This window comes from Haploplasma modicum ATCC 29102 (genome assembly GCF_000687835.1).
Lineage (GTDB): Bacteria > Bacillota_I > Bacilli_A > Acholeplasmatales > Acholeplasmataceae > Haploplasma > Haploplasma modicum.
On the sequence record NZ_JHYB01000003.1, the window covers coordinates 33,933 to 59,811 of the forward strand.

Sequence of the window (25,879 nt, forward strand, 5' to 3'; positions counted from 1 at the left end):
AATACTTTTTTTATTTTTCTTTTATACTTTTCCTAATAATTAATTCTGGTTCTAGAATAATTTTTTCTATGTGTGTTTTTTCTCTTATATTTTTATATAGCAATTCTACCCCAATACGACCAAGATGTGATTGATCTTGTCTAACCGTAGATAGCGATGTTAAACTCATGCTTGAATAAATTAAATCATCATAGCCAATAACACTAATATCATCAGGAACCATAATTCCCAATTCATTTAATTTCTTTAATGCTCCATATGCCATAACATCATTAGCAATAACTAGAGAATCAATATCCTTCTTAACTAATTCTTCAACCAATTCATAACCACTATCAAATCGATAATTTCCATATACAAACAAATTAGTTGGAAAATTATTTCTTTTCATAACATCTAGATAACCCATCAATCTTTTTTCTCCATTAAGACTGTGTTCAGGTGCAGCGATATAGCCGATATTCTTAAATCCTTTATCTACTAAAAATTCAGTTGCTAACATTTGTCCCTTATGGTTGTCAAATATAACTTGATTACAGTTTATTGTATCAAATGTTCTATCCAATAATACAAATGGCTTATTTAATTCTGCTAATAATTCCTTTAATTCCTTTTCATGACTATAGGCTTCATTTGAAAAAACAATTAAAAAAGCATCAACACCACGCATATTTAAAAGTCTTAGTCCACTAATATCCTTTTCATATGAATCATTAGTATTTAAAAGAATTAAAGACTGACCTCTTTTATCAACTTCTTCTTCAATAACTTTTGCCAAACTAGCAAAAAATGGATTTTCAATATCAGGTATTATCAAACCAATCATATTTGTTTTATTACTTACTAAACCTCTAGCATTTAAATTTGGTGTATAACCGTACTGTTTAGCTAATTTGTAAATCAATTCTTTTTTTTCTTCTGATATTCTAGAAGGTTTCTTATTTAACACTAACGAAACTGTCGTCGGTGATACTTCAGCCATTCTAGCAATATCTTTAATTGTTATCTTTTTCATCAAATCAACTCACTTCTACATTTATGATAACATATTTATTAAATAGTTCTACTAAATAAAAAAATAAGAAACTATTTATTTATGGCTGTTAGAAAATAAGCTAACTTTATAAAATAAAGAGTTTCTTATTGGATAATTTTAAAATTTATTATATAAAATGAAGTTAATAATTCTTATTAGACATATATAGCCATTTATGCAACCATTCTAAGTTTTCACTTGATATATCTTTGATATGAAAGTAATTAGTAAAGAAATTTATGATATGCCTACCAGGTTTAAATGAGCCTTTATCTCCTGCCAACATTAAAAGATAATAAAAAGTTAATCAAATGCCTTAACCATTTATTTTTTTATCACACATTTTCGGTTTTTAGTCTTTAACTTTAATTAAATATACTAAGGAAATTTTAAAAAACAAATGAATAATTACGATGATTTTTGTTAGTACAGATAATACTTTAATGTATTTAAATAAATAATCATAATTAAAAATATGAGTTTGATATACATTAATTAACAAAGTATTTATTGCTAGTAACATCAATACTAACAAGACACTATATTTGAATACATCATTTAAGATTTTAAATAGCGGCTTTATGTTTAATTTCTTTCTTAGATATCCTGGTATTTCTATAATTAAAAGTATTATTAGTAAAATAATATTAATTATAATTTGATTAATAGTTATATTTTTAAAGACTAAATATTGATATTTAAATGTTATAAGTAAAATTAATAAAGGAATAGCTAATATCAAAATAACAATAACATTCTTATAATAATATGGTTTTTTATAAATTTGATCATCCATATAATTACTAAACTTATTTTTTTCTTTATTGTTTGTTAATAGTAAATACGTAATACTTATAAAAAACAACATTAAAGATATTACTAATAATATGATACCCGCTTGCTCATAGCTTGCACCAATTAAACTCGAAACTAAAACTAACACTACTGTAAATAAGATTGATGATATAGCTATTATTGTTGATTGTCTAACTTTAGCTAAGAGATTATAGTCTATTTTAACTTCATTTTCTATACCTATTAGTTCTTCACTTTCTAATAGATCTAAGACACTAATATTTAGTGCTTTTGCTAAACTATTTATTATAGTTATATCCGGATAACTAATACCTGTCTCCCACTTACTAATTTGTTTATCGCTAACATTTATTTTGTTAGCTAAATCCCTTTGTGTCATATTAAGTTTTTTTCTGTTATCACTTATAATATTTTTTAAATTGTTCATAAGATCCCCCCTACTTACATTATATATCTTATACTACTTAAATTATGTATCTTATATAAGGAATTACTCTCTATTTTGGCGAATATATTAGTATAATTAAAATTAAATAAAGTAATTAATCTTTATCAATTTATCTAAATTTATTTCCTACATTCATTATATATTATGTATTATTATTTTTTATTTAAAAATAGCCAAGATAAGTTTATCGCCAATATCTTCTTTTGTTCCTTCTAGCGGATAACAATGAATATGTATTGCAGGATTAAAATTAAGTTCGATAATTGCATAGTTTGTGTCACTTGCTTGTTCCTTAATGTCCTTTATTAAAACATCAACGCCTGCAATTTTCACGTTAAGAGCATTAACTGCATCTATAACTTTATAAAAATAAGACTTATCGACATATTCGGTTACAGAAATGCTATCACCACCGGTTGAAATGTTAGAATTTTCTCTTAGATATACTAATTCATTTTCTTTCGGGATTGATTCTATATTTAGTTTTTGAGCTTTTAAAAAGTTTATTACAATATCGTCAACTTTAATTATCTCAAGTGGACTAGTATAATTAAAGCCTCTATACGGATGATTATTTTTTATTTCTATTAGTTCTTTAATTGTATTTTTACCGTTTCCTAGTACATTTGCCGGTTTTCTATGCAATATACCTTCTACTTTACCATCAATTACAATAAAGCGGTACTCTAGACCTTCAATAAACTCTTCTATTAAAACTGTTTTATCATGACTAAATGCGAAATCCAATGCATCTAAATAATCCTTTTTTGTATACTTTTCTTTAAAAATCGTAATTCCTAAACCAAAGTTTGTATTATTGGGTTTTATTACTAGATTTTTAGTTAATAGTTTTGCTTCAAATAATTCTATTCCTTCTTTTTTACATGTAATAGTATATCCGTTTGGTACTTTAATGTTATTTTGTCTTAATATTTTTTTAGTGATTGACTTGTTTTCCATAATTAAGACACTACTATAATTATCAAGACTAGTTTTTGTTGCTTGTTTTATGTATTCGGTTTTCCCGTTTAAATCGGTAAGGGAAATGAAATTTTCCTCTCGGTCCAATATCTCATATTTGTATCCTAACTTGATTGCCGATTGCAATAATATCTTAGTAGATAGTTCTAAACCTTCATATTCTAGTTGGAGTAGCGGATTATTTATAGCATAATTTTTATGTTTGTTTGCTACTTCTAAGTGATAGTCAACATAATTACTTTTATCAATTTCATTTTTTATAATATTATAATAAGATTTATCATTTTCCTTTAGTCTTAAAATTGCACTATCTATAATATCTTCATAGTTATATGGTAATCCTTTTATCTTTGAAGAGAAGTTTTTCAAATTATTTAAAAGTTTAATTCCTTTTAATAATAGTTTTTCTTTTTCATAGTTTACTATATCCATATTCTTTTCAAAGTAGTTTACTAAAAAATTATTTTGATCTGATTCTTTTTGTAGGTCTATAGAATAATAAAAATCATCCAACTTCGAAAAATACATAAAAAATATATGAATCAATTTTAAATCATTTAAGGAAACCCCATTAAAATATAATGGGTTAATATCAATAAATCTAAGTTCAATGTATGAGATATTCCCTAAAGCATCTTTCTTTATTCTAACAGGACAATATATTTCACTTTCACTAATAATTATTTTATTATCAATATAATATTTTAAACTCTTATTATATTCTTCCATATTACTATAATCTAAATATAACGACTCGGTATTTCTATATCCACACTCACTATTTCTTAGTGAGATTAACTCACAACTCAAATAATCATTTGTTTTACTTAAACTAGCTTTTTTTATACATTTATCAACATAACTTTCGTGAAAAACTGGGCTTGCAGAAAAAAGTTCTGTAAATAACCATTTTTCATTTAAAAAATATTTTGTGATTTTTAAATACAAATTATTTTTAAAATCATTAATTTCATTAAAACTAGTTTGATTATTAAATAAATTTAAAAGATAATCATCACTAAATGAAATATTAAAATGAATCCCTGAAATTATTGTTTTTTTCTTACCATATTTATTACTTAAGTAATTTCTATATACTCTCTTAGTTTCTTTTTCATAGTTTGCAATTTCTATTTCCTTCTCATCTTCTATGATTGGTGGATTACTTTGAGGCCATAATAGTTCATTATCTAATGTATTTAAAACAACATGAGTAATGTTATGCAATTCATTAAAAGCTTTTTCAATTGTATCAAAAGCCGATGTTATAATTTCAATTTGGGATTCAGAAAAATCCCTTGTGATATAGGGGTTATTTTCACCAAATATTTTACTGTGTGGTAATTTTGATATTCTTCCTTTATTATCTACTCTAATATTTTCCTTTTCAATGCCAAAATTACCAGAGTATATATTTCTATTATTCATACTACTATTTTCTCTTTCATTTATTATTCAGATGAAAATTCCTATAAAATAGGGATTTATAATTATACTATATTTTTATTTCTTTATTATTTATTCGCTTTGCTAGCTCTTTAACTTTTTCTTCGATTAAATTTGCAGTTTTAATAAATTCACTATCAGAAAGACCACTTGGATCATCTAGTCCCCAATCTTCTCTATGCTTACTTGGTAGCCACGGACAATCAACATTACAACCCATTGTAATAACAATATCTAATTCTGGGAGACTATCAATTAATTTTGGCTTTTGTTCAACATTCATATCATAATCGTATAATTTTTTAATTATTCTTGCCGCATCTTGATTAATCATATCTCTCTCGTGAGTTCCAGCTGAGTATGCTAAAAATGTGTCACTAGCATAGAGTTTTGATAAAGCTTCAGCCATTTGGCTTCTACAACTATTATGAACACAAATGAACCCCACCTTTGGTTTATTCATTCAAATTACCTCCTATAAACTTATTTTTATTTTTATTTGCTATTTTTACTAAGAAAAGCATTAATGGTACTTCAGTTAATACACCTACAATTGTTGCTAAAACTACAGGTGAGTTTAATCCGAATATTGCAATTGCCATTGCTACAGATAACTCAAAGAAATTTGATGCACCAATTAAAGCAGCTGGTGCTGCAATATCATAACTTAACTTAGCCTTCTTACTTACAAAAAAAGAAATTGCGAAAATTAATAATGTTTGAATTGAAAGTGGCACTGCAATTAGTATTATATGAAGTGGATTATTAATAATTACTTCCCCTTGAAACATAAACAATAATACTAGCATTGCAAGTAAACCAAAAATCGTAATTCGATCAAATTTCTTAACAAATATTTGTTCAAAAAATTCTTTTCCCTTCTTTCTTGTTATAAAAAGTCTAGTAACAATTCCAAATGCCAATGGAATTAAGACAAATAATAAGACAGAAAGTATTAAGGTATTCCATGGGACTTGAATATTACTTACACCAAGTAATAATTTAACAATAGGAATAAAGAGTACTAAAATAATTAAATTATTGGTTGCTACTTGTACTACAGTGTAAGATGGATTTCCTTTAGTTAAATGACTCCATACAAAAACCATAGCCGTACATGGTGCAGCACCAAGTAATATTGCACCTGCTAAATATTTAGTCGCAAGTTCCGGTGTTATAAAGACCTTAAATACTACAAAAAAGAAAAACCACGATATAGCAAACATCGTAAATGGTTTAATTAGCCAGTTTATAATCCAAGTAATAAATAAACCTTTAGGATTTTTAGTTACATCTTTAACACTCTTAAAATCAACTTTCATCATCATTGGATAAATCATTATCCAAATTAAAATTGCAATTGGAATAGATACTTGTGCATACTCAAACTTACTTAAAAATTTAGGTATGCTAGGAATAAAGTATCCAATTAAAACACCAACAACCATACAAATTACTACCCAAAAAGTTAAATATTTATGAAATAAACTTATACCTTCTTGATTTTTATAATTACTATTTGTCATCTATTCACCTTCATTTATTTTAAATCCATTAAACTACTTTTAAGTTTAATCTTTACTACATTTACATGTTTGATTATATTCATCAGGAAATATATCAATATTACAAATACAATATTTTTTATCAGATGAAAGAACATTTAGAAATGAAACGACTTCATTTACTTTTTCATGATTTATGTAATACCAAGTCCATGTACCGTTTTGTTTTGAAGTAACTAGATTATTTTCTGTTAAAATTTTCATATGATAACTTAAGGTTGATTGCACAATCTCAACTTTTTCTAAAATATCACATGCACACATTGGACTACATGAGACCATATCAATTATTTTTAACCTAGTTGGATCACTTAAAGCTTTAAAAATATTTGCATATTCTCTATATTCAATAGACATTGTTATTCCTCCCAAAATGATATCGATAAATATCGATGTATTAATTATACAGTTGATATTGATATCTGTCAATATAGTAATTTATATCTACAAATCATTTCAATTGGAAGAAATGTTAGGGCTATAAAGAAAATTTAAACATTACTATTGAATACTTACTTATTAAAGTGTCCCAAGTTTAATTTCAATACATCGAAATAAAAAAAGGCTAACTCACGTTCAACACAAAACTTAGCCCTTAAATTAATAATATATTTAAATTTTTATTTAGCTCTATGTATAGCTTGCTATACTTTAGATAATAATCATTTCAAGTATTTACTTTTAATTTCAATAATTGATTTAATCAAATATTGACCAAACAATTGAATGTTTTCTTCTTTAAAGCCTTTAATACCTTTTAAATCTTCTATTGTTATTGGTAATAGTTTTACTAACTCATCTAACACATTATCATTATATGCAGAATATTCATTATTAAGTTTATTATATTTACTAATTTTCTTTCTTAGTAAAATTAGTTCATTTTTAATTTCTACATCTTTGTTAACTAAATATTTTTTCACAACTTCAATTATTTGTGTACCAAACAAATTTATTTTTTGATCACCTAATCCAGAAATATTTTTAAGTTCTTCCAAGTTTTCAGGTTTTTTCAATATAATTTCTTTGATTGTTGCATTATTATAAACAAAGTAAATTGGATAAATTTTATGTTCTTTTGAAATCATACTACGCAGTTTTTTTAAATCAATGAAAAATGGATCATTGTCATCTTTTTCCAAATTTTCACTAGTTGGTATAACTGGACTTTGCTTTTTAATAGATTTATTTTGCCTAAATTTAACATTTTCTCTCTTTTTAAGTTCTTCTAAAAAAATCTTAACACGATCTCGATTTATAATCTCAATTTTATTATTCATTGCAGTAGTTTTTGCAGCAGACGTCAAGTCACTGGTGGTGACTATCCAAATCTCATTTAAACTATAGTGTTCTCTACCGTCCAACATGCTTCTAACTTCATCAGCACCAACTTTTGATTTCCAACGCTTTGCCTGAATGCCTACATTTTTAGTACCTTGTTCAATTGGCATTTTTACAATTAAATCAATGCCATTATCATTAGTATCATCTGTCATTCTTGTGGAGTATCCTAATTCCTGGAAAAACTTAAATAAAAATATTTCAAATTCTTTTCCGTTAAATTTGTCTAATTCTTCAATAGTTGATGGAAATTCATAAGAAAAGTCAAATACATTCATATAATTTTATCTCCTTACTCATAATTAAGATTATTTTGGAGCCAAGGTTTTCTTTTGGTGGATGAGCACTTTTTCTTCTCGTTTACCTTTATTGGTTAGTTTTTACCCTTTTTGAGTAAATAAGGGAATCTATTTATCTCTATGGGAAAACGACAGAAAGTTTGCGTAAGTAAGTAATTGGTTAATTTCTTACCAGTTTGAGTAATGGTGGGTAAATAGTGGAAACCGTGAGAAGTGAATTTTATGAACAAAATGGTTTTCAGGTTCAAATCCGATTGGGGCGTCCAATTATAAAAGTGGTAATTTTAACCTTTATAATCTGTTAAATATCTAATAATAATTTACCTAAATGAACATTGTTTGTGTTTTTTTTAAATAATTTAAGAATATCTTTATGTATAGTAGATATTATTATCTGGTTACTATTTAAATTGTTTTTTGCTAATAAAATTAGTTGTTCTATATTATTTATTGTCAATTCTGCTGCGCCCGGAGAATCAAAAATAAATGGTAAGTCTATACCAATTTTTTCTGAAGCGGCAATATTTAATGCTAACCTAAATACAAAAACTATTTTATGTAAAATTGATCCAGAGTATTGTTTTAGATTACTAGTAAAAAGCAAGTTTTTTTCTTTGGCAATTAAATTTTCATATACACCAACCTCTTTAGAAAAATTAATAATATTATTGGTTATTTTATTTATTACATCACTTCTATGGACTATAGTTTCATTTTTTTGTTTATTCAAATATTTTTTTTCCTTGCCTAAACTAGTTATTATTCTATCAATGCTAATAACATCAATATTTGAAGTTATTACACTATTAATTATTTCACTAGTACTTTCTTGAACATTAAATAATTGATCATATTCTCTTAATTTTGAATTTATTTCAATTAATTCTTGATTTAATCTTTCTATATTTAGATATTCATTTTTGATTTGGTAGTCTAATATATTTTGATTAATATCAAAATCAACTATGTCATCTGGCATTAACACAAACCTCTCACCACTTCTGTGCCTAATAAGTAAATTATAAGATGCTATATACTCGACCATATTTGCATTACCTTTATATATGTTTTCTAATGTTTTAATCTGGTTAGATATTTTGTCAATTTTGATTTTCAATTCTGTTTTTATTGTTAAAAGTCTATTTCTTTCTTCGACACCTTGTTGTTCATCATGGCTTTTTTCATATTCAAAACTATCTTTTATCGAAACCATATTTCTTAATGCGCGATATTTTTTTATTTCATTATCAACATTTTTAAGTTTATTATTTATTTCTCCAACATTTATCCCAGATATTGCAGCCACAAAATCATTTATATCAAATCTATTGTTACCAATCGCTTTTCCCCTATTAAGTAATGTCCACCCTCTATCTTGATCTATGTACATGACCATTAATAAATTATTCAAAAAATCGAAATTATTAGACTCAAAAACGATTGACTGCACGAGAAGTCTATTGTCGTCGCTATTCAGATTAAAATGTTTTAAAGTTCCATCACCAAAAGTAATTGTTAAATTTTCACCATCTCTTTCAAGTCTTAACAATCCTTGTGAATTTTCAATTTCCAAAATAGTTATATGTTCTGTCATATCGACTTTCTTAGTAGAGGGTATTTTATAACCAAATGAATGTAATAAGAATCTTATCAAAGTAGTTTTCCCTTTAGCATTTTCATCACTAGTTATGATTGTATATTTATCAAATGAAATTTGTATCGGTTCTAAAATACCCCTATGAATGATAAGTTTTTTAATCTTCATAATTAAACACCTCTTTTATCCTGTGAATAACATCACTTTTCATTGCATATGATATAACTAATGCTTTTTGATAAGTAGTCGCTAATAAAGTAGCATCAATTTCATCACTAAACATTTTCACAACATTACTATCAATTGTTTTGCAATAGTAATTTGCAAATTCATTGTATAAAAGATTGGCATCTCTTGATAGAATTGGGTTTTCTCTACGAAACACAGTATAAGAACTTAACACTTTTGCATATTCATCAAAAGTAACCAAGTTCCTTATTTTTTCATTGAAAAATTGCGACATTTTGCTAATATAAGAAATGTCAATGTCCATAGGGTCAATAATACTTATAACATCATCGAATCTTATAGAGTTTTTTAAGATATGACTAAAAATAGACCCAATAATATATTTGAAATCAATTAATTTTTTCTTATCTCTTGCATTATTAGCCAAAATCATATGCCATTCTGTAACTAATTCGTTCGCATAAATATAACTAGCGTCTATTCTTTTTATATATTCATTAACAATTTCTTCAACATCTTTAAAAGGATTATAGTCATCCTCAAATCTTAGAAACCAAAACTCAAGCATTTTAAGCATTTTTTCATCGTTATGGCAGTATTTTCCAATCTTTCTCTTTAATTCAGTTGTTAGCCCCTCAAATTTTTTTATACTACTTCTTGTCTCATTAAATTTTGGCTGCTGACCAAATGGATTGTGAAAATTAAAAATAGATATAAGCTTAGTAGCATTATCTTTGTTATCATACAGTGTGTTTAAGCTATCTTTTATGTCTGTTGATAAGTGACTTTCATTATAAAGTCTATCCGGTTCTAAAGATGATTTTGCTTGTGCGAAAACGTTTGTATTATCTTTTAATACAATTCTTATGTCATCAGTATCTTCAATTCCAACAAATTTTATATTCTTCATCTCTGTTATAAATATTAAAATTGCTGCAGCATATTGAAATGAAATACCATTTGCAAGACTATTTGCAGATCTTTTATTCGTATTCTTTTCGTGCATATATATCCCCTCGTTTAATATTCAAAAGATTGTATTTTAAAATTATACTGTTGCCGATATGTACTTATGTTAATTGTATCATGATATGAACAAATCAATCTATAGTTTTTAAGTTTTTTTCCATATAATCAAAAAGCATTTTTGCTACAGCATAACTAACGTTAACTGTAACTGCGTTACCAAACTGTTTATAAGCTTGACTGTCAGAAACTACTTGATTCCAATTAGATGGAAATCCCTGTAGCTTTCTACATTCGTTTGGAGTTAATCTTCTTATTGGATTTTTATTTGGATCTTTAAATCGATTAAAGTTTTTTTCATCCGTAATATAGTTATCTTGACTTGCTCTGTGCATTTTTGCCATAGTAGCTGTTAAAGTTTTAGAAATAGGTTGATCAATTGTTGGTTTAACAACATAATTTTTTGTTCCCGTTCCCATAATTGTTGGTGTAATTTTCTTTGTTAAAAAGTATTTAATATCTACTTCTTTATCCAATAAATCTTGTGTTGTTACTTTCAACTTTTGTTTTGGAGGAAAAACTGGGTCTACAATATTAAAACTTTCGCCTAAAAATCCAATAATAAATGCTCTGTTTCTTCTTTGCGGTACACCATAATCTGCTGAGTTAAAAACATGATGATAAACACTGTATCCTAATGATTCTAACTTATGAATCATCTTTGCAAAAGTTTTACCCTTATCATGATTAATAATATTCTTAACATTTTCTAAAACAACAACTTTAGTTTTATGTTTTTTAATTATTTCCTCAATCTCAAAAAACAGAGTTCCTCTTTCTTCATCTTGGAATCCTTGAAGATTTCCTAAAGTGCTAAAAGGCTGACATGGGAATCCTGCAATTAATACATCGTGACTAGGTATATTATCTTTTTCATCCCTAATATCTCCTAGAACTATATTCTTGCCAACATTTTCCTTGTAAGTTTGTACAGCATACTTGTCGAAGTCATTTGCCCAAATAATATTGAAACCAGCGTAATGAAAACCTAAATCAAATCCACCTACTCCAGCAAACAAACTTACTACATTATATTTAAATTTTTTAGGTTCAATTCTTTCCATTTTCAAACACTCCAGTTTTCATAATACTTTCCATTATATTTATTAAAACATCAACAACAATTGAATTACCACTTTGTTTATAAGACTGTGCTTTTGACACCGGTACTTTAAATGTGTCTGGAAAACCCATTAGTCTTAAAGACTCTCTAGGATCCAAAGCTCTTAATCGACCATCTGTTGTAACATAATTGTTAACACTAGCCCTATGGCTATTGCCTTGTGTAGACAATATTGCTCTAGCTATAGGTAAATCAGTTTTAGTTCCATTAGGATGGTAAAAGTTCTTTGTTCCCGGAGAAAGTACGTAAGCTAATAATTTCTCAGATAAAAATAACTTATCATCTGGTATTCCTTTTGTTCTTTTAATTTTAATATTTCCATTTACACTTTTAAAGTTCCCTATAGAACAATTATCAATTAAAAAATCTTGCATCGTAAATTCAAGTTCTTTTGTTGCAGGAAAATCAAATTTTTCTAAATATTTTTCATTTTTAAATCCAACAACAAATATTCTTCTTCTTCCTTGTGGAATACCATAATCTCTAGAATCTAAAACTTGCCACTTATAATGATAACCTAGTTCTTCAAAGACATTTTGAACAGTTGCCCATGTTCGTCCTTTATCGTGGTTTAAAAGTCCAAATACATTTTCATAAATAAATACTTTTGGTTGAATTTCTTTCACTAATCTAACATAATCATAAAACAATGTTCCTCTAGTATCTTCGAATCCACCTCTAGATCCTACCATTGAAAAACTTTGACAAGGGCTTCCACCTACAAATAGATCAAGACTTTTATGAAAGTCTTCACCATCAAATAATTTTATATCGTAGAAAAAGTTATTATCCTTCACTTTGTAATTTTCTAAATAAGTTATTTCAACAAAGTTAGTTCTCCTAGTCTTTTTTTTATATAAACCATTTGCATAGTCTAATTTTTCTTTAATTGTATTCATTGACTTAATTTTAGACAATTCCTCATCTTCATTTATGTCAATCACAATATTACCATTGTCAATTGCAAAAAGAATCTCGTGTTCGAGATTCATTCTTTCTAAAGCTTGTTCAATAGCTCCGATTCCGCTAAAAGCCGTTCCTAATCTAATCATTTCATCACCACTAGAATTGTATCATACTTTACCCTGCGTAGCAACACTTTTAGACCTGCGTATTTGATTTTATTCAGTTTTTCTTTTAATTTCTCTCTCGAAAAATGTTTTTCTATGATTTTCTAAATATTTCATTCTTTTTTCATTAAGAACATCCTTAAAAATAGGTTGATGTAATAATAATTGATTAATTAACTTCCTATCGTTTACTAATAAAAAGGAATAAATTAGTTCTTTGTTTTCATCTACAGATATCAGATATTTGTCAAATAATGCATCAGCATTAGCTAATAGTAATAATCCGTTATTTATATCATATTTTTCATCTTCATTAGATTCTGAATACGGAATTATATGTGACGCTCTAAAAACAGTCCCAACTTTGTTAAAATCAGCTGATACCCATGTAAAAGGACAAAATACTTCGTCATCATTTGTTGTATAATTCATCATCTCTTCTGCTAGCATTCTACGCCATTTATCTTGATGTATTCTTGTTTGCGATTCAATGGTTTCAAAAAGATTCTCTTCCCTTAATATTAAACTTTCAATTTTCTTATTTTCTTCAATTAAATATTGTTCCCAAACATAATTAGATTCACCTATGATTGTATAGAATGTAGGATTTTTACTTGGAGCAATATAAAGCTTGTTTTTTCCATCTTTAATTTTTTCTATCAATAAAAAGAGAATATCATTTTTGAACATGTTGTGTCTAAGTTTATGAAATTCAATATCGTTACTTGTTCCAATTCCATGTACTGCTTGTGATAAGTTTAATGGTGTTAGATCACTTGAATAATCTAAATAAATATCACAATTTTCCTTTTTCCATTCGTTAGGTCGTTCTATACCTTTATTTAATTTTCCAAAAACTTTATTGGTATATTTATGATTAAAATATTTCAATGAATCGTTAACAAGATATACGTCTGCAAAATTATTAATACACTTTTCATATTCATCATTATTTTTTACATTTATTCTTGGATCATTCATTCCTAAGTCAATCCAAAAACTTCTCGGTAATCCTATATTGGATTGGTGAGCAGTCTCAAAGGGTCTGTTAGTATTTTTTTCAATTTCTTTCATTTCATCAACCGTTAAATAGTACAATAAATTTTTATGTATCATATTGGGTCTTGTAGCCTTACCAAAAGTTGGAAGATCAGAATGTGTTAAATACTTATAATATAGTATAAATTTAGAATCACTCTCATTTAAGTGTTTAGATAAATATATAGACTTATCAGATAAAATATCATATATGTATTCTTTATTTCTAACTATGACCATTTTTCTTGCCATTATATCCCACCTTTATTCTTGTTTACCTTATAATAATTTTAACATTTTTAATAAAAATTTAAAAGTTTAATCGTATTACTTATGCTAAAAATAGTTATTTTATAAAATATAAAACCAATGAAGAAAAACATTGAGACTACTAAACGGATTCGAACTCAAAAATAAATTAAAAAATATTATTAAAATAATTAATAACTTCATTATCTTTTATTAGCATTATAAAGCCATCGTTTTCAGTTCAAACCCTTGTTCTCATAGAGTTCAATCGCATATCCCAGAATATATTTAATTAGGTTCAACCACATACCCCGGACTTTTATATTTTATTATTTCATTATTTTTAATTTTAAAAACATGTTAAATTTAATAATAAAAAGCCCTAAAAATGCAAAAAATCACCCGTTTTAGGGTGATTTTGCTACTTTTTTGCTATTTTTAAGCTACTAATCAAATATTTTATTGGAGGCTCCGATCGGATTTGAACCGACGCGTAAAGGTTTTGCAGACCTCTGCCTTACCGCTTGGCTACGGAGCCCTATTAATATACGCTTAATTATTATAACTTTTATCTGGTAAAAAGTCAATGTTAAAGAAGATTAAATAAACTAGCACTCATTACTTGACAGTGCCAATTGTTAGTTGTATAATAACAATGAAAGGGATGATAATATGAAAATGAATCAAATGGATGATTATAATAATGATCCAAATATCTTGGAAAAATTTGGTAGAAACTTAAATGAGCTTGTTAAATCAGGTAAGGTTGATCCAGTTATTGGTAGAGATGATGAAATTAGAAGAGTGATAAAGATCTTATCACGTAAAACTAAAAACAATCCCGTTTTAATTGGTGAACCTGGTGTTGGTAAAACAGCTATCGTTGAAGGTCTTGCTGAGCGAATAAATAAAAATGATGTCCCACTAGGACTAAAGGATAAAGTTGTATATGAACTAGATATGGCACTTCTAATTGCCGGTGCTAAATACCGTGGTGAATTTGAAGAAAGACTTCAAGCTGTTTTAAAGAAAATAAAAGAGTCAGATGGTAAAATCATCTTATTTATTGATGAGATTCACAACATTGTTGGTGCTGGTCGTGCTGAAGGTTCAATGGATGCTTCTAACATGTTAAAACCGATGTTAGCACGAGGTGAATTAAACTGTGTTGGAGCAACCACACTTAATGAGTACCGTGAATATATTGAAAAAGATAAAGCATTAGAAAGAAGATTCCAACAAGTATTAGTTAATGAGCCAACAGTTTCTGATACAATAAGTATCCTTAGAGGACTAAAAGACCGTTTTGAGGCTCATCACGGGGTTAATATTAGCGATAAAGCTTTAGTAAGTGCTGCAACTTTATCTGATAGATATATTACCGAACGTTTCTTACCAGATAAGGCAATCGATCTTGTTGATGAGGCTTGTGCAACCATTAGAATTGAGATCGATTCAATGCCAAGTGAATTGGATGATTTAAAAAGAAAAATAATAAGCTTGGAAATTGAACGTAGTGCTCTTGAAAAGGAAAAAGACTTATATTCTAAAGAAAAACTACAAGAAGTTTTAGAACACATTAAAGAGTTAAAAGAAAAAGATAGTGTGTTAACTGAAAAATGGGAAAAAGAAAAAAATAATCTAGAAGTAATTAAAAACAAAAAGGTGCAATTAGACCGTGCAAGAAACGACCTACAAAATACATTTAACAATAATGATTACTCTCGTGCTGCTGAATTACAGTATAGTATAATTCCAAAACTTGAAAAAGAAATTGAAGAACTTACACTATTACAAAAAAATCATGAACTTATTAGTGAAACTGTAACTGAGGAGGCAATTGCTGAAGTTGTTTATCGCTGGACTAATATTCCAGTTAATAAATTAATTGAAGGAGAAAAAGAAAAATTAATTAATTTAGAAGAAAACTTGAAACATCGAGTCATTGGCCAAGATCATGCAATCAAGCTTGTAAGTGAGGCAATTCTTCGTCAAAGATCTGGGATTAAAAATTTAAATTCAGCAATCGGATCATTTCTATTTTTAGGACCAACCGGGGTTGGTAAAACAGAAACTGCTAAAGCTCTAGCCGAAGTATTGTTTGATGATGAAAACAAGATTATAAGATTTGATATGAGTGAATTTATGGAAGCCCATAGTGTCTCAAAACTAATTGGTTCTCCTCCTGGATATATCGGTTATAATGAGGGCGGTCAATTAACTGAGGCAGTTAGAAGAAAACCATATTCAATTGTTTTATTTGATGAGATTGAAAAAGCTCATCCAGAAATTTTCAATCTACTTCTTCAAGTTTTAGATGATGGTAGACTTACTGATAGTCAGGGTAGAGTTATCAATTTTAAAAATACCGTAATAATTATGACATCAAACATTGGTAGTTCTTACTTACTAGAAAATGATATTAATGCAAATGATAAAGTAATGGATTTAGTAAGAATGAGCTTTAAGCCTGAATTTTTAAACCGAATTGATGATATCATTATCTTTAATAACTTGAATAAAGAAGTTCAAAGAAAGATTGTTGATAAATTATTAGCAAATCTAAATGAAAGATTAGTTAGAAATAATATATTAATTGAGTTTAGTAAGAATGTACGAGACTTAGTTTTAGAAGAAGGCTATGATCCAAATTATGGTGCTAGACCTTTAAAACGATTTATTCAAAAAGAAATTGAAACATTCTTAGCAAAAGCAATCCTAAATAATGAACTAGTTCCTAATACAGAATATTTACTAGACTATAATAATAATTTCATTTTAAAAGAAAAATAAGAAGGAGATAATCCTTCTTATTTTTCTTTTATTTAGTCTTCAACATCAAAACTTTCTAGCAATCCTTTTTTCTCAATTTTAACATCACCATGTTTTACAAATAGCATTGTGATAAATGATATTACAACAAAGACTGTTGCATATGGGAATAATATTCCTCTTCCAAACTCATCCATTAAGAAACCGGATAAAATAGGAGTAATAATTTGTGCCGCCATTGAGAAGGCATAATATAATCCTGTAAACTTACCTACATCTTTACCAGTAGCTAATTCTACTGCCATTGGGAAGGAGTTAACATTAATTGTTGCCCAAGCAACACCTGTAAATGCTAAGACAGGATATAGTAACATTTTTGTATCTTTTGTTAAGAAGAATGCACTACCAAAACATACTGCAAGTAAGGCTACACCGAATAAAATCATTTTCTTTCTTCCAAATTTAGAAGATAAGATACCAATTGGAATAAATGAAACTATCGCTGCAGCTTGAGCCACTAAAAGTGGTGTAGTAAAGCCCATATTAAGCATTTTAGGTGCATAATCTGATAACTTAGAAGTTATAGCATTATATCCAATATACCAGAAAAATACCGATAATAAAATAAATAGCAATGATATCTTTTCTGATTTTGTAAGTGGGATTGCTTCATGAGTTTTTTCATCTATGTGTTCATCTAAGTGATATTTTTCAACATCTAACTCTAACTCTTTAACCATTTTTACTTCATTAACTTTAAATAAGAATATTGCAAGTGATACTAACATCAAGACCCCTGTTGCTACAAAGGCCGGTGTATATGATACATAACTTTTGCTGCTTAATCCAAAAATAGTCATTAATCCAATTGAGATAATTGCTCCAGCAGAACCCATTAAATTAATAATAGCATTTGCTCTACTTCTAAACATCTTAGGAGTAACGTCAGGCATTAAGGCAACTGATGGTGATCTAAAAGTTGACATTGCAAGTAAAACAATGAATAATAAACCAATAAACCAAACTAAATTCTTAACATTATTTTTAGTAAGATCCCATGCTTTCATACTTAAGTAGTTATAATAAATGTCACTTATATCACGGTGATCAAAAACACCTATTATATCAGTTTCCTTATATTTATCTTTAACTTCACCATTTTCCACATAAGTAACAATTGATAAATATTTTTCACTTAAAGATTCAATATTAATATCATTTAAAATAATTTGGTCCCACTGTTCTCTTGTCATACCATCAGGACTACTTATTTTTTCATACATCAAATCATATTCACTAACAATTCCTGCTTGTTCAACTAAAACTGTTTGTTTATTATCAACAAATGATAATGAGACAAATGCAAATGCTGCAACAAGTGTACCAATTACTATATATGGCGTTCTTCTACCAAATCTACTTCTTGTCTTATCTGATAAAAGTCCAAACAATGGTAATAGTACTATCGCTAAAACATTATCTAATGCCATTAAAATACCTGACATTCCTTGTGATAAACCAAATTTATCTATTAGAATTTTTGCAATAATGTTATCATATGTTTGCCAAAACATTTGAATTAAGAAAAATGCTAGACCAACATAAATTGTTTTTTTATAATCGAATTTTAAATCCTTCATTTAGCCACCTCATGTATTTTTATTAAACTATAACAATTATAACATTTATAGTAGTTAATTTGAATATCATATTAAATTTAAACCTCTAATATTAGGCAATTAGATAAAAAAAAGAGCATTTTTGCTCTTTGATTTATTTATCTAATTGTTTTTAGTGCTTTTGCCCATTTATTTGTTTGAACAAATAATTCTTCAAGTGAGTCTAATTGATAATCTTTGGGTGCAAATTCACTCATGTTTATGAAATCAACCATTAACATTAAGTTTACTTGTCTTTGTGTTGTTGCTACTTGGTATTCAGAAAATACTAATTTTAATTGTTCAATTGCACGTGCTCCACCAACACCACCATATCCAACAAATGATGCTACTTTATCTGCAAATTGTGGTTTTAAGAAATCAAGTGCATTTTTGAAAACGCCACTTGGTGCGTGATTATATTCAGCTGTAATAATAATGTACCCATCAAATTCAGCAATTTTTTCTTGCCATCTTGAAACTTCTAAAAATTGTTCACTAGTTCCTAGACCCATTATTGGTAAATCAAAATCTTTTAAGTCAACTATCTCGTATGTTGTCCCATCATTTCTTTTTAAACCATTTTCTAAAACCCACTTTGCAACTTTAAGATTATTTCTTCCTTCTCTAACTGTTGTTGTTAATATACCTATTTTCATCTTCTAATCTCCTTTTTGATTCTCATTATTTATTATACCCCTTATTACATTTTAATAAAAGTTATATGCTTAATTTAAAAAATATGTTATTATATGGGAAGCAAGGAGGACTAAAGATGAATAATTTATTAGATACACTAAAAAAATATGACATAGATATGAAATACTATATTCCTTATGGCAATAATAAAGGAAAAATTGACTTATCCATTTTAAATACCCTAAACAAGAAAGATGGTAAACTAATTTTACTAACTTCAGTTACACCAACACCAGCAGGTGAAGGTAAAACTACTTTATCAATCGGTTTAAATGATGCTTTTAATCTCTTGAATAAAAAATCAATTGTTACACTTAGAGAACCAAGTATGGGTCCTGTGTTTGGCTTAAAAGGTGGTGCAACTGGTGGGGGGATGGCAACATTAGAACCTGAGGAAAACATTAACCTCCATTTTAATGGTGACTTTCATGCAATTACTAGTGCCCACAATCTTTTATCATCATTAATTGATAACCATATCTATCATGGTAACAAACTAAATATTGAAGAGGTCATTTGGCCAAGAACAATGGATATTAATGATCGTTCTCTTAGAAAAATCAAAACAACTTTAAGAGAAGATAAGTTTGTAATAACTGCAGCAAGTGAAATCATGGCGATTCTTGCTCTTAGCCGTGATATAGATGATTTAAAACAAAGACTTGAAAATATTTTAATTGGTTTTGATAATAATAAAAACTTTATTTATGCTAAAGATATCGGTGGCATCAATGCTTTAGTTCTTCTCCTTAAAGAAGCAATTAATCCTAATGTTGTTTTATCAAAAGAAGGTAATCTTGCATTAGTTCATACTGGTCCATTTGGTAATATTGCTCATGGTTCTAATTCAATCATTGCAACAAACCTTAGTTTAAAGTTAGCTGACTATGTAATAACAGAAGCTGGTTTTGGTTCTGATTTAGGCATGGAAAAATTTATTGATGTTAAAATGCTAGAAGCTAAAAAGAATATTGATTTAGTAGTATTAGTTACTACTATTCACTCTTTAAAATATCATGGTGGGTTGGATGATTATCACAGTGATAACCTAGAGGCCTTAAAAGAGGGTATTAAAAATCTAGAAAAACATATTGAAAATATTAAATCATTTAATCTAGATTTTATAGTTGCAATCAATAAACATAATTATAATAAAGAGCAAGAAATTAACTTTTTAATTAACTATTGTAAAAATAATGGCTATAAAGTTGAATTATCATCTTGTTTTGATGATGGAGCGAAGGGTTCAGTTAATCTAGCAAAACTAATTATTAATGAAATAGCTAATAAAGAAGCAAGCAAAATAACAAGACCTTATACTTTAGAAGATAGTCCAACCTTAAAAATAAAAAAACTTGCAAAAAAAATCTATGGTGCAAGTGATGTTATCTTTAGTAAGAAGGCAACACTCCAGTTAAATCTTTACCACGATTTAATTAAAAACATACCTGTTATTATTGCTAAGACCCATAGTTCTCTATCAAGTAATAGTAGTCTTAGAGGAAGACCTACTAATTTCATCTTAGAAATCAATGAAATAAGACCTCAAATGGGTGCTAAATTTTTTGTAGCACTAACTAAAGGAATTAATACAATGCCAGGATTAAATGATAATCCTCGTGCTTTATCAATTTAAGTCTAATATTTTTTAGACTTTTTATTGACAATCTATACTATGCAATGTATAATACTGTGTGTGGAGGGATATTATGGAAACTCAGTTAAAAAAAGGTGTTTTAGAAATCTATGTTTTAGAAGAGCTCAGAAAACACGATTCCTATGGTTATGAACTTGTTCAAAACTTAAGTAAACATATTGAAATGTCTGAATCAACACTTTATCCTATTCTTAGACGACTGGAAAAGGCAAATGAACTTGAGACTTATAATCTTCTTTTTAATGGTAGAAATAGAAAATACTATAAAATTACTAAAAAGGGAATTATGCATATTGAATCATTTGTCAAAGAATGGTTAGACATTTACGAAAAATTACAAAATATTAGAAAGGATATTTAAAATGGAGAAAATATTAAAAGAAATCAAAAAAAATCTAAAAGGTTTAAATAAAGATGAACTTGATGATATCCTTGCATATTATGAAGAGTTAATAAATGACCGACTAGATAGTGGTGAATCATTAAAAGAAATCGAAGAATCTCTAAACTATAAAGAAATTAGAAGTGAGTTTTTACCTAAGAGTCTTAATAAGCGAGAAAATATAAAAATAAAAGAATCAATTGGATCAAGCAACAGATTATTAATCTTTTTACTTACAAGTCCAATATGGATCCCTTTAGGTATTACTTATTTAGTAATAATATTTGGTTTATATATTGTAATATTTAGTCTGTTTGTTGCAACTATCTCCATACCTTTCGCTGTTATTTTAGAACTAATTAACCGAATTGTCTTTATTACAAATACTGGAAGTCTACTTGTCTCAATTGGTGCTAGTATTCTATTAAGTGCACTTACATTAATAATTTTAATTAATTTAATTAAACTATGTAAAAATTTAAATAATTATTTAATTAAATTATTCTCAAATATAACTCTAAAAGGAGTGAAGAAAAATGAAAAAAATTAATATAATCCTAATAATTTTTACATTAATTGGATCATTCATACTAGCCTTAGGCTTTGCAAAAGGTGGAACTTTTAATGATGTTAAAAATATCTTTAATAACGATTATAAATATACTAAAATGGATAATATTTTAATTGATGATAATATTAAATCCCTAGATATTAATGCTGATAACCGTTATATTGAAATTATTGAATCAACTACTTCTAGTTATATTGAATATTACTTGAATCAAAAAGATGAGACTGCTGAAAATAGTGTAATTGGTGACACCTTAAATTTTAAAATAGATTATACATTTAACTTATTAAATAGTATAAATATGGGTTATACATCTAGAAATGTAAGTACAGTTTATATTTACTTAAATAAAGAAAGTGTTGATGTAATAAATATCTATAATAAATCAGGAAATATTAAGATTGATCACAGTATGAACATAAATGCATTAACTTTAGAATCAGTTAGTGGTAATATTAGTCTTCATAACTTAAATGTTAACTCATCAACCAATATTAAAATAAATTCTGGAAACTTATTACTTAATAATATTAATTCAGATGAATTAAATGTTAATTTAACAAGTGGTAACTTAAAAGGAACTGGTACAATTAAATCTAACATATTTAAAACAAACACAAAGTCTGGTAATGTAACAATCGATTCCTTAGAAGCAAATAAATCAAGTATTAAAATTGTAAGTGGAAATTTAAGAATAAAAAATAATTTAAGTCTTGATAATTTAATTGAATCAAGATCAGGTAATATTAGTATTACTGATAAAAGAACACCTGATCAAATTGGTTTTAACATTAGTATTAAGTCAGGAAGCCTTAAAATATTTGGAAAAAAATATTTGGAGAAAACCGATAACTTAGATTTATACAATATAAAATATAAAATAAATTCAGTTTCTGGAAATATCAATATATATTAAAAAAATGGTTCTATTTTTAGAACCATTTTATTATATTTAAAATTAGATTACGAAGTTTCCATTTTCAAAAACGACCACTTCTTTATTGTCATTTGTTAAACCAACAATTTTCATATCACTTGATCCAAACATGAAATCACTGTGAACAACTGAATTGTTTGCTCCAACGTTTTCTAATTCTTCATCAGTCATTAAAGTGCCACCCTTAACATTCATTGCATAAGCCTTACCTAATGCCATATGACATGAAGCATTTTCATCGTAAAGTGTATTATAAAATAAAATATTTGTATTTGAGATTGGAGAATCATGGCTTATTAAAGCAATTTCTCCAATATATGAACTACCACTATCTGCATTAATTAATTGTTCTAACGCATCTTTTTCTTTCTTAGCATCAAAAGCTACAACTTTTCCATCTTTAAACTCAAGATAGAAATCTTCAATTAATTTTCCTTGATAGTTAAGTGGTTTAGTTGCAAATACTTTACCTCTTGTTCCAAATTTATATGGCATTGTAAATGATTCTTCAGTTGGAATATTAGGATTAAATGTTACACCATTACCTGATATTTCAGCTCCACCTGCCCAAACATGATCTTTAACTAATTCAACAATTAAATCAGTTCCAAGACTATTAGTAAAGTGTAGGTGTTTAAAGTTATATTTGTTTAAAACATCATTGTGTTTACTTAAATATTTATTATGATTATCCCATTTTTTAATCACATCATTTGTTTCATATACTCTTGCTGTGTTTAAGATTGCTTCCCATAATTTTAAGTATGCTTCTTCTTCTGATAGTTCTGGGAAAACTTTCTTTGCCCAAACTTTATTTGGTGCACCAACAACTAACCATTGTGTTTTGTTTGCCATTAAATGTTTTTGGAAAAATGGAATTGCTTTTTGTGTAGCAACCATTGCTTTTTGCATTTTTGCACCATCTAAACCAGCATTTAATCCAGGAATTGGTGATGTTACTGAAATAAAGCAAGCATTGTTATCAATGAAATATTTTTGTTGTGAAATAAACCATTCATCAACATTTGTCAAGGTTTCTAAACTTGCATGTAAGTTTGTTTCTCTATTTACATAGTCATCTGACCATTGAACATAAACTTTTTTAGCTCCTACTTCATATGCTTCTTTTGTAAGTGCTCTAACAAATTCTTTAGTCTCTGTTGTTGCTCTAATTACAACAATTTGATCTTTTTGTACATTAACGCCAATTTTTACAGATAGTTCTGCATATTTTTTTATTAAATTTTCTAACATATTTTACCCTCTTTTCTTTTTAAGTCCAGTAATTTCAACATTTTTTCCAAATGGATCAATGATAATTTCTGCAATATTATTCAAATGATCACCAATACGTTCTAAATCAGATAAGATATCAACAAAATTTGATGTTTGATAAAAATCAAATTCACCACTTTTTAATCTATTCATATAGCCAATTCTTGCACTTTCTTCAAGTTTATCCACTTTTTCTTCAAGACTTGTAACAATAATTGGTAAATCCTTAAAGTCTGAATAAATACTTGATGTAATATTTTTAATCATTTCTTCTAATGTTTCATAAATAGTACTAATATCTTCCCTACCTGCTTCACTTAAACTATGATTTTCAGCATATCTAATTGTAAAGAATTCAATAATATTTGATAAGTGATCACCAATACGTTCTAAGTCTTTAATTATATCTAAGTAAATTGAAAAGTCTTCCGTATCATTACTTCTTAAACCTTTTCTAATTATCTTTAATAAATAATTATGAATCTTACCATTTAATTCATCAATTACCATTTCATAATGGTTTGCTTCTTCTTCAACCTTTGGATTAAAAGTAAATGAGAAATTCTTAGTTAAGTAAAAATAATCTAATACGATTGAACTAAGATGGTTGATTGCTTTTTTCACTGATTCTAGTGCGATGGTAGGTGACTGAGCAATTAGTTTTTCATCAAATGTAATTTCTTCTTTTTTACCATTTTTATATGGAATGAGTAATTCTGTTAGTTTAACAATTTGACTCATAAAGAAGAATAATACTAGTGTTGTAACTAAGTTTTGAATTAAGTGAGCAATTGCAATTGTAACCATTGAGTATGATGGCAATATTAGAGTCTCAATTAATGATATAAGATTAGTGTATGGATTAATAAGTGGTAAGAAAATAAGTGCACCAATCATATTAAAGATTACGTGAATTAAAGCAGCTCTCTTACTTTCCTCATTTCCACCAAATGATGCAAGAAGTCCTGTAATTGTTGTTCCGAGGTTTGCACCAATAACAATTGGTAATGCTCCTCTTAGAGATAATGTCGCAATACCATTTAATGGATCATTCATTGAATATAATTTTTGAACAATTGCTGTTGTAGCACTCGATGACTGAATAACTGATGTAAATCCGGTTCCAAATAAGAATCCAGTTATTGTTCCCAAGAATGAATCTTTTGACAATAACATAAATAGATTATGTGTTTCAGGTGTATTAATTAAAGGATTTAGTCCGTCTCCCATTGTATTTAATCCAAGGAATAAAAGACCCATACTTAGAATAATTCCACCAACATTTTTAATCTTTTTATTCTTTAGGAAATAAAGGATTAATCCTACTGCAATAATTGGATATGCATACTTACTAATTGGTAAACTAATAATAAATGCGGAAATGGTTGTTCCAATATTAGCTCCCATAATTAATCCAACACTTTGTTTTGAATTAATTAATCCTGCCCTTACTAAGCCAATAACTATAATAATAATTGCCGATGATGAACTAGTAAGTGCGGTAATTGTTGGACCAATCAAAATTGCTAAAATTGGTTTATTAATAACTTTTTCAATTGAACTTTTAAATCTATTTCCAGATAATTTTTTCAAATAATCACTAAGGGTTGTAATACCATATATAAATAAGGCAATACCACCAATAAACATTAAGATGCTCGTCGTCATTTTACTCTCCTATAAAAAAGGTGTCTTTCGACACCT

21 protein-coding genes and 1 tRNA gene are annotated in these 25,879 nt (G+C 27.3%); 5 read left to right on the plus strand and 17 right to left on the minus strand.

The features are described 5' to 3' along the window. Positions 1-10: 10 nt before the first annotated feature. From T352_RS0102755 to T352_RS0102820, 13 genes are all read right to left on the minus strand, one after another. The gene (locus T352_RS0102755) at positions 11-1,015 is read right to left on the minus strand and encodes a LacI family DNA-binding transcriptional regulator (protein ID WP_035345055.1); all 1,005 of its coding nucleotides are present in this window, start codon (positions 1,013-1,015) and stop codon (positions 11-13) included. A 373-nt stretch (positions 1,016-1,388) separates the two neighbouring features. Then, positions 1,389-2,279, minus strand: coding sequence for a helix-turn-helix domain-containing protein (locus tag T352_RS0102760; RefSeq protein ID WP_026391666.1), 891 nt, complete (start codon positions 2,277-2,279; stop codon positions 1,389-1,391). 180 nt (positions 2,280-2,459) lie between these two features. Continuing rightward, the gene (gshAB, locus tag T352_RS0102765) at positions 2,460-4,709 is read right to left on the minus strand and encodes a bifunctional glutamate--cysteine ligase GshA/glutathione synthetase GshB (protein WP_026391667.1); all 2,250 of its coding nucleotides are present in this window, start codon (positions 4,707-4,709) and stop codon (positions 2,460-2,462) included. Positions 4,710-4,776: 67 nt separating this feature from the next. Further along, the gene (locus tag T352_RS0102770; RefSeq protein ID WP_026391668.1) at positions 4,777-5,190 is read right to left on the minus strand and encodes an arsenate reductase ArsC; all 414 of its coding nucleotides are present in this window, start codon (positions 5,188-5,190) and stop codon (positions 4,777-4,779) included. Next, complete coding sequence (gene arsB, locus T352_RS0102775; RefSeq protein ID WP_026391669.1) at positions 5,183-6,253, minus strand: ACR3 family arsenite efflux transporter; 1,071 nt, start codon at positions 6,251-6,253, stop codon at positions 5,183-5,185. Before arsB ends, T352_RS0102770 begins: the two co-directional genes overlap by 8 nt. A gap of 45 nt (positions 6,254-6,298) precedes the next feature. Continuing rightward, positions 6,299-6,649, minus strand: a complete 351-nt coding sequence (locus T352_RS06300; RefSeq protein WP_051615779.1) for an ArsR/SmtB family transcription factor — start codon at positions 6,647-6,649, stop codon at positions 6,299-6,301. 305 nt (positions 6,650-6,954) lie between these two features. Further along, entirely contained in the window at positions 6,955-7,911 is a 957-nt protein-coding gene (locus T352_RS06840) for a restriction endonuclease (RefSeq protein ID WP_162151140.1), read from the minus strand. Between the two features lie 322 nt (positions 7,912-8,233). Continuing rightward, positions 8,234-9,697 (minus strand): hypothetical protein, encoded by a 1,464-nt coding sequence (locus tag T352_RS0102795; RefSeq protein ID WP_026391670.1) that lies wholly within the window; start codon positions 9,695-9,697, stop codon positions 8,234-8,236. Further along, positions 9,687-10,724 carry a hypothetical protein gene (locus T352_RS0102800; RefSeq protein ID WP_026391671.1) on the minus strand — a complete coding sequence of 346 codons (1,038 nt, stop codon included), beginning with the start codon at positions 10,722-10,724 and terminating at the stop codon, positions 9,687-9,689. The genes T352_RS0102795 and T352_RS0102800 overlap by 11 nt, the downstream gene beginning before the upstream one ends. 94 nt (positions 10,725-10,818) lie before the next feature. Beyond that, positions 10,819-11,808 (minus strand): DNA cytosine methyltransferase, encoded by a 990-nt coding sequence (locus T352_RS0102805; protein WP_162151141.1) that lies wholly within the window; start codon positions 11,806-11,808, stop codon positions 10,819-10,821. Then, on the minus strand, positions 11,795-12,919 hold the full coding sequence (locus tag T352_RS0102810; RefSeq protein ID WP_162151142.1) for a DNA cytosine methyltransferase: 1,125 nt from the start codon (positions 12,917-12,919) through the stop codon (positions 11,795-11,797). The genes T352_RS0102805 and T352_RS0102810 overlap by 14 nt, the downstream gene beginning before the upstream one ends. A gap of 69 nt (positions 12,920-12,988) precedes the next feature. Continuing rightward, on the minus strand, positions 12,989-14,227 hold the full coding sequence (locus T352_RS0102815; RefSeq protein ID WP_035345059.1) for an HNH endonuclease: 1,239 nt from the start codon (positions 14,225-14,227) through the stop codon (positions 12,989-12,991). A 460-nt stretch (positions 14,228-14,687) separates the two neighbouring features. Beyond that, positions 14,688-14,762 (minus strand) — tRNA-Cys (locus T352_RS0102820). 134 nt (positions 14,763-14,896) lie between these two features. On the opposite strand from T352_RS0102820, the gene T352_RS06310 reads away from it, so the two are divergent. After that, the gene (locus T352_RS06310) at positions 14,897-17,017 is read left to right on the plus strand and encodes an ATP-dependent Clp protease ATP-binding subunit (protein ID WP_051615782.1); all 2,121 of its coding nucleotides are present in this window, start codon (positions 14,897-14,899) and stop codon (positions 17,015-17,017) included. Between the two features lie 32 nt (positions 17,018-17,049). Here T352_RS06310 and T352_RS06845 read toward each other — a convergent pair whose 3' ends face one another. Both T352_RS06845 and T352_RS0102835 read right to left on the minus strand, forming a co-directional pair. Then, positions 17,050-18,636: an MFS transporter gene (locus tag T352_RS06845; RefSeq protein WP_051615783.1), complete on the minus strand. Its 1,587-nt coding sequence runs from the start codon at positions 18,634-18,636 to the stop codon at positions 17,050-17,052. Between the two features lie 137 nt (positions 18,637-18,773). Beyond that, a complete protein-coding gene (locus tag T352_RS0102835; RefSeq protein ID WP_026391675.1) occupies positions 18,774-19,313 on the minus strand; it encodes an NADPH-dependent FMN reductase in 540 nt (179 codons plus the stop codon). A 116-nt stretch (positions 19,314-19,429) separates the two neighbouring features. Between T352_RS0102835 and T352_RS06320 the strand changes: the two genes are divergently transcribed. From T352_RS06320 to T352_RS0102855, 4 genes are all read left to right on the plus strand, one after another. Then, positions 19,430-20,989: a formate--tetrahydrofolate ligase gene (locus T352_RS06320; protein WP_084301371.1), complete on the plus strand. Its 1,560-nt coding sequence runs from the start codon at positions 19,430-19,432 to the stop codon at positions 20,987-20,989. Between the two features lie 73 nt (positions 20,990-21,062). Further along, complete coding sequence (locus T352_RS0102845; RefSeq protein ID WP_026391676.1) at positions 21,063-21,371, plus strand: PadR family transcriptional regulator; 309 nt, start codon at positions 21,063-21,065, stop codon at positions 21,369-21,371. 1 nt (position 21,372) lies between these two features. Further along, on the plus strand, positions 21,373-21,942 hold the full coding sequence (locus T352_RS0102850) for a DUF1700 domain-containing protein (RefSeq protein WP_026391677.1): 570 nt from the start codon (positions 21,373-21,375) through the stop codon (positions 21,940-21,942). Then, on the plus strand, positions 21,929-22,879 hold the full coding sequence (locus tag T352_RS0102855) for a DUF4097 family beta strand repeat-containing protein (RefSeq protein WP_026391678.1): 951 nt from the start codon (positions 21,929-21,931) through the stop codon (positions 22,877-22,879). The genes T352_RS0102850 and T352_RS0102855 overlap by 14 nt, the downstream gene beginning before the upstream one ends. Before the next feature lie 42 nt (positions 22,880-22,921). Here the strand turns inward: T352_RS0102855 and T352_RS0102860 are convergent, their stop codons facing one another. Together T352_RS0102860 and T352_RS0102865 are read right to left on the minus strand one after the other, a co-directional pair. Beyond that, positions 22,922-24,154 (minus strand): aminopeptidase, encoded by a 1,233-nt coding sequence (locus T352_RS0102860; protein ID WP_035345062.1) that lies wholly within the window; start codon positions 24,152-24,154, stop codon positions 22,922-22,924. A 3-nt stretch (positions 24,155-24,157) separates the two neighbouring features. Then, positions 24,158-25,843 carry a Na/Pi cotransporter family protein gene (locus tag T352_RS0102865; RefSeq protein ID WP_026391680.1) on the minus strand — a complete coding sequence of 562 codons (1,686 nt, stop codon included), beginning with the start codon at positions 25,841-25,843 and terminating at the stop codon, positions 24,158-24,160. Positions 25,844-25,879 lie beyond the last annotated feature (36 nt).

Excerpts from the sequence above, each read along its gene's own strand:
- T352_RS06300 (WP_051615779.1), bottom strand. The coding sequence starts at position 6,649 with ATGTCTATTGAATATAGAGAATATGCAAATATTTTTAAAGCTTTAAGT.
- T352_RS0102845 (WP_026391676.1), top strand. The coding sequence starts at position 21,063 with ATGGAAACTCAGTTAAAAAAAGGTGTTTTAGAAATCTATGTTTTAGAA.
- T352_RS0102770 (WP_026391668.1), bottom strand. The coding sequence starts at position 5,190 with ATGAATAAACCAAAGGTGGGGTTCATTTGTGTTCATAATAGTTGTAGA.
- T352_RS0102865 (WP_026391680.1), bottom strand. The coding sequence starts at position 25,843 with ATGACGACGAGCATCTTAATGTTTATTGGTGGTATTGCCTTATTTATA.
- T352_RS0102835 (WP_026391675.1), bottom strand. The coding sequence starts at position 19,313 with ATGAAAATAGGTATATTAACAACAACAGTTAGAGAAGGAAGAAATAAT.
- arsB (WP_026391669.1), bottom strand. The coding sequence starts at position 6,253 with ATGACAAATAGTAATTATAAAAATCAAGAAGGTATAAGTTTATTTCAT.
- T352_RS0102755 (WP_035345055.1), bottom strand. The coding sequence starts at position 1,015 with ATGAAAAAGATAACAATTAAAGATATTGCTAGAATGGCTGAAGTATCA.
- T352_RS0102800 (WP_026391671.1), bottom strand. The coding sequence starts at position 10,724 with ATGCACGAAAAGAATACGAATAAAAGATCTGCAAATAGTCTTGCAAAT.
- T352_RS0102805 (WP_162151141.1), bottom strand. The coding sequence starts at position 11,808 with ATGGAAAGAATTGAACCTAAAAAATTTAAATATAATGTAGTAAGTTTG.
- T352_RS06845 (WP_051615783.1), bottom strand. The coding sequence starts at position 18,636 with ATGAAGGATTTAAAATTCGATTATAAAAAAACAATTTATGTTGGTCTA.
- T352_RS0102810 (WP_162151142.1), bottom strand. The coding sequence starts at position 12,919 with ATGATTAGATTAGGAACGGCTTTTAGCGGAATCGGAGCTATTGAACAA.
- T352_RS0102860 (WP_035345062.1), bottom strand. The coding sequence starts at position 24,154 with ATGTTAGAAAATTTAATAAAAAAATATGCAGAACTATCTGTAAAAATT.
- T352_RS0102850 (WP_026391677.1), top strand. The coding sequence starts at position 21,373 with ATGGAGAAAATATTAAAAGAAATCAAAAAAAATCTAAAAGGTTTAAAT.
- gshAB (WP_026391667.1), bottom strand. The coding sequence starts at position 4,709 with ATGAATAATAGAAATATATACTCTGGTAATTTTGGCATTGAAAAGGAA.
- T352_RS0102760 (WP_026391666.1), bottom strand. The coding sequence starts at position 2,279 with ATGAACAATTTAAAAAATATTATAAGTGATAACAGAAAAAAACTTAAT.
- T352_RS0102855 (WP_026391678.1), top strand. The coding sequence starts at position 21,929 with ATGAAAAAAATTAATATAATCCTAATAATTTTTACATTAATTGGATCA.
- T352_RS0102815 (WP_035345059.1), bottom strand. The coding sequence starts at position 14,227 with ATGGCAAGAAAAATGGTCATAGTTAGAAATAAAGAATACATATATGAT.
- T352_RS06840 (WP_162151140.1), bottom strand. The coding sequence starts at position 7,911 with ATGAATGTATTTGACTTTTCTTATGAATTTCCATCAACTATTGAAGAA.
- T352_RS06310 (WP_051615782.1), top strand. The coding sequence starts at position 14,897 with ATGAAAATGAATCAAATGGATGATTATAATAATGATCCAAATATCTTG.
- T352_RS0102795 (WP_026391670.1), bottom strand. The coding sequence starts at position 9,697 with ATGAAGATTAAAAAACTTATCATTCATAGGGGTATTTTAGAACCGATA.
- T352_RS06320 (WP_084301371.1), top strand. The coding sequence starts at position 19,430 with ATGAATAATTTATTAGATACACTAAAAAAATATGACATAGATATGAAA.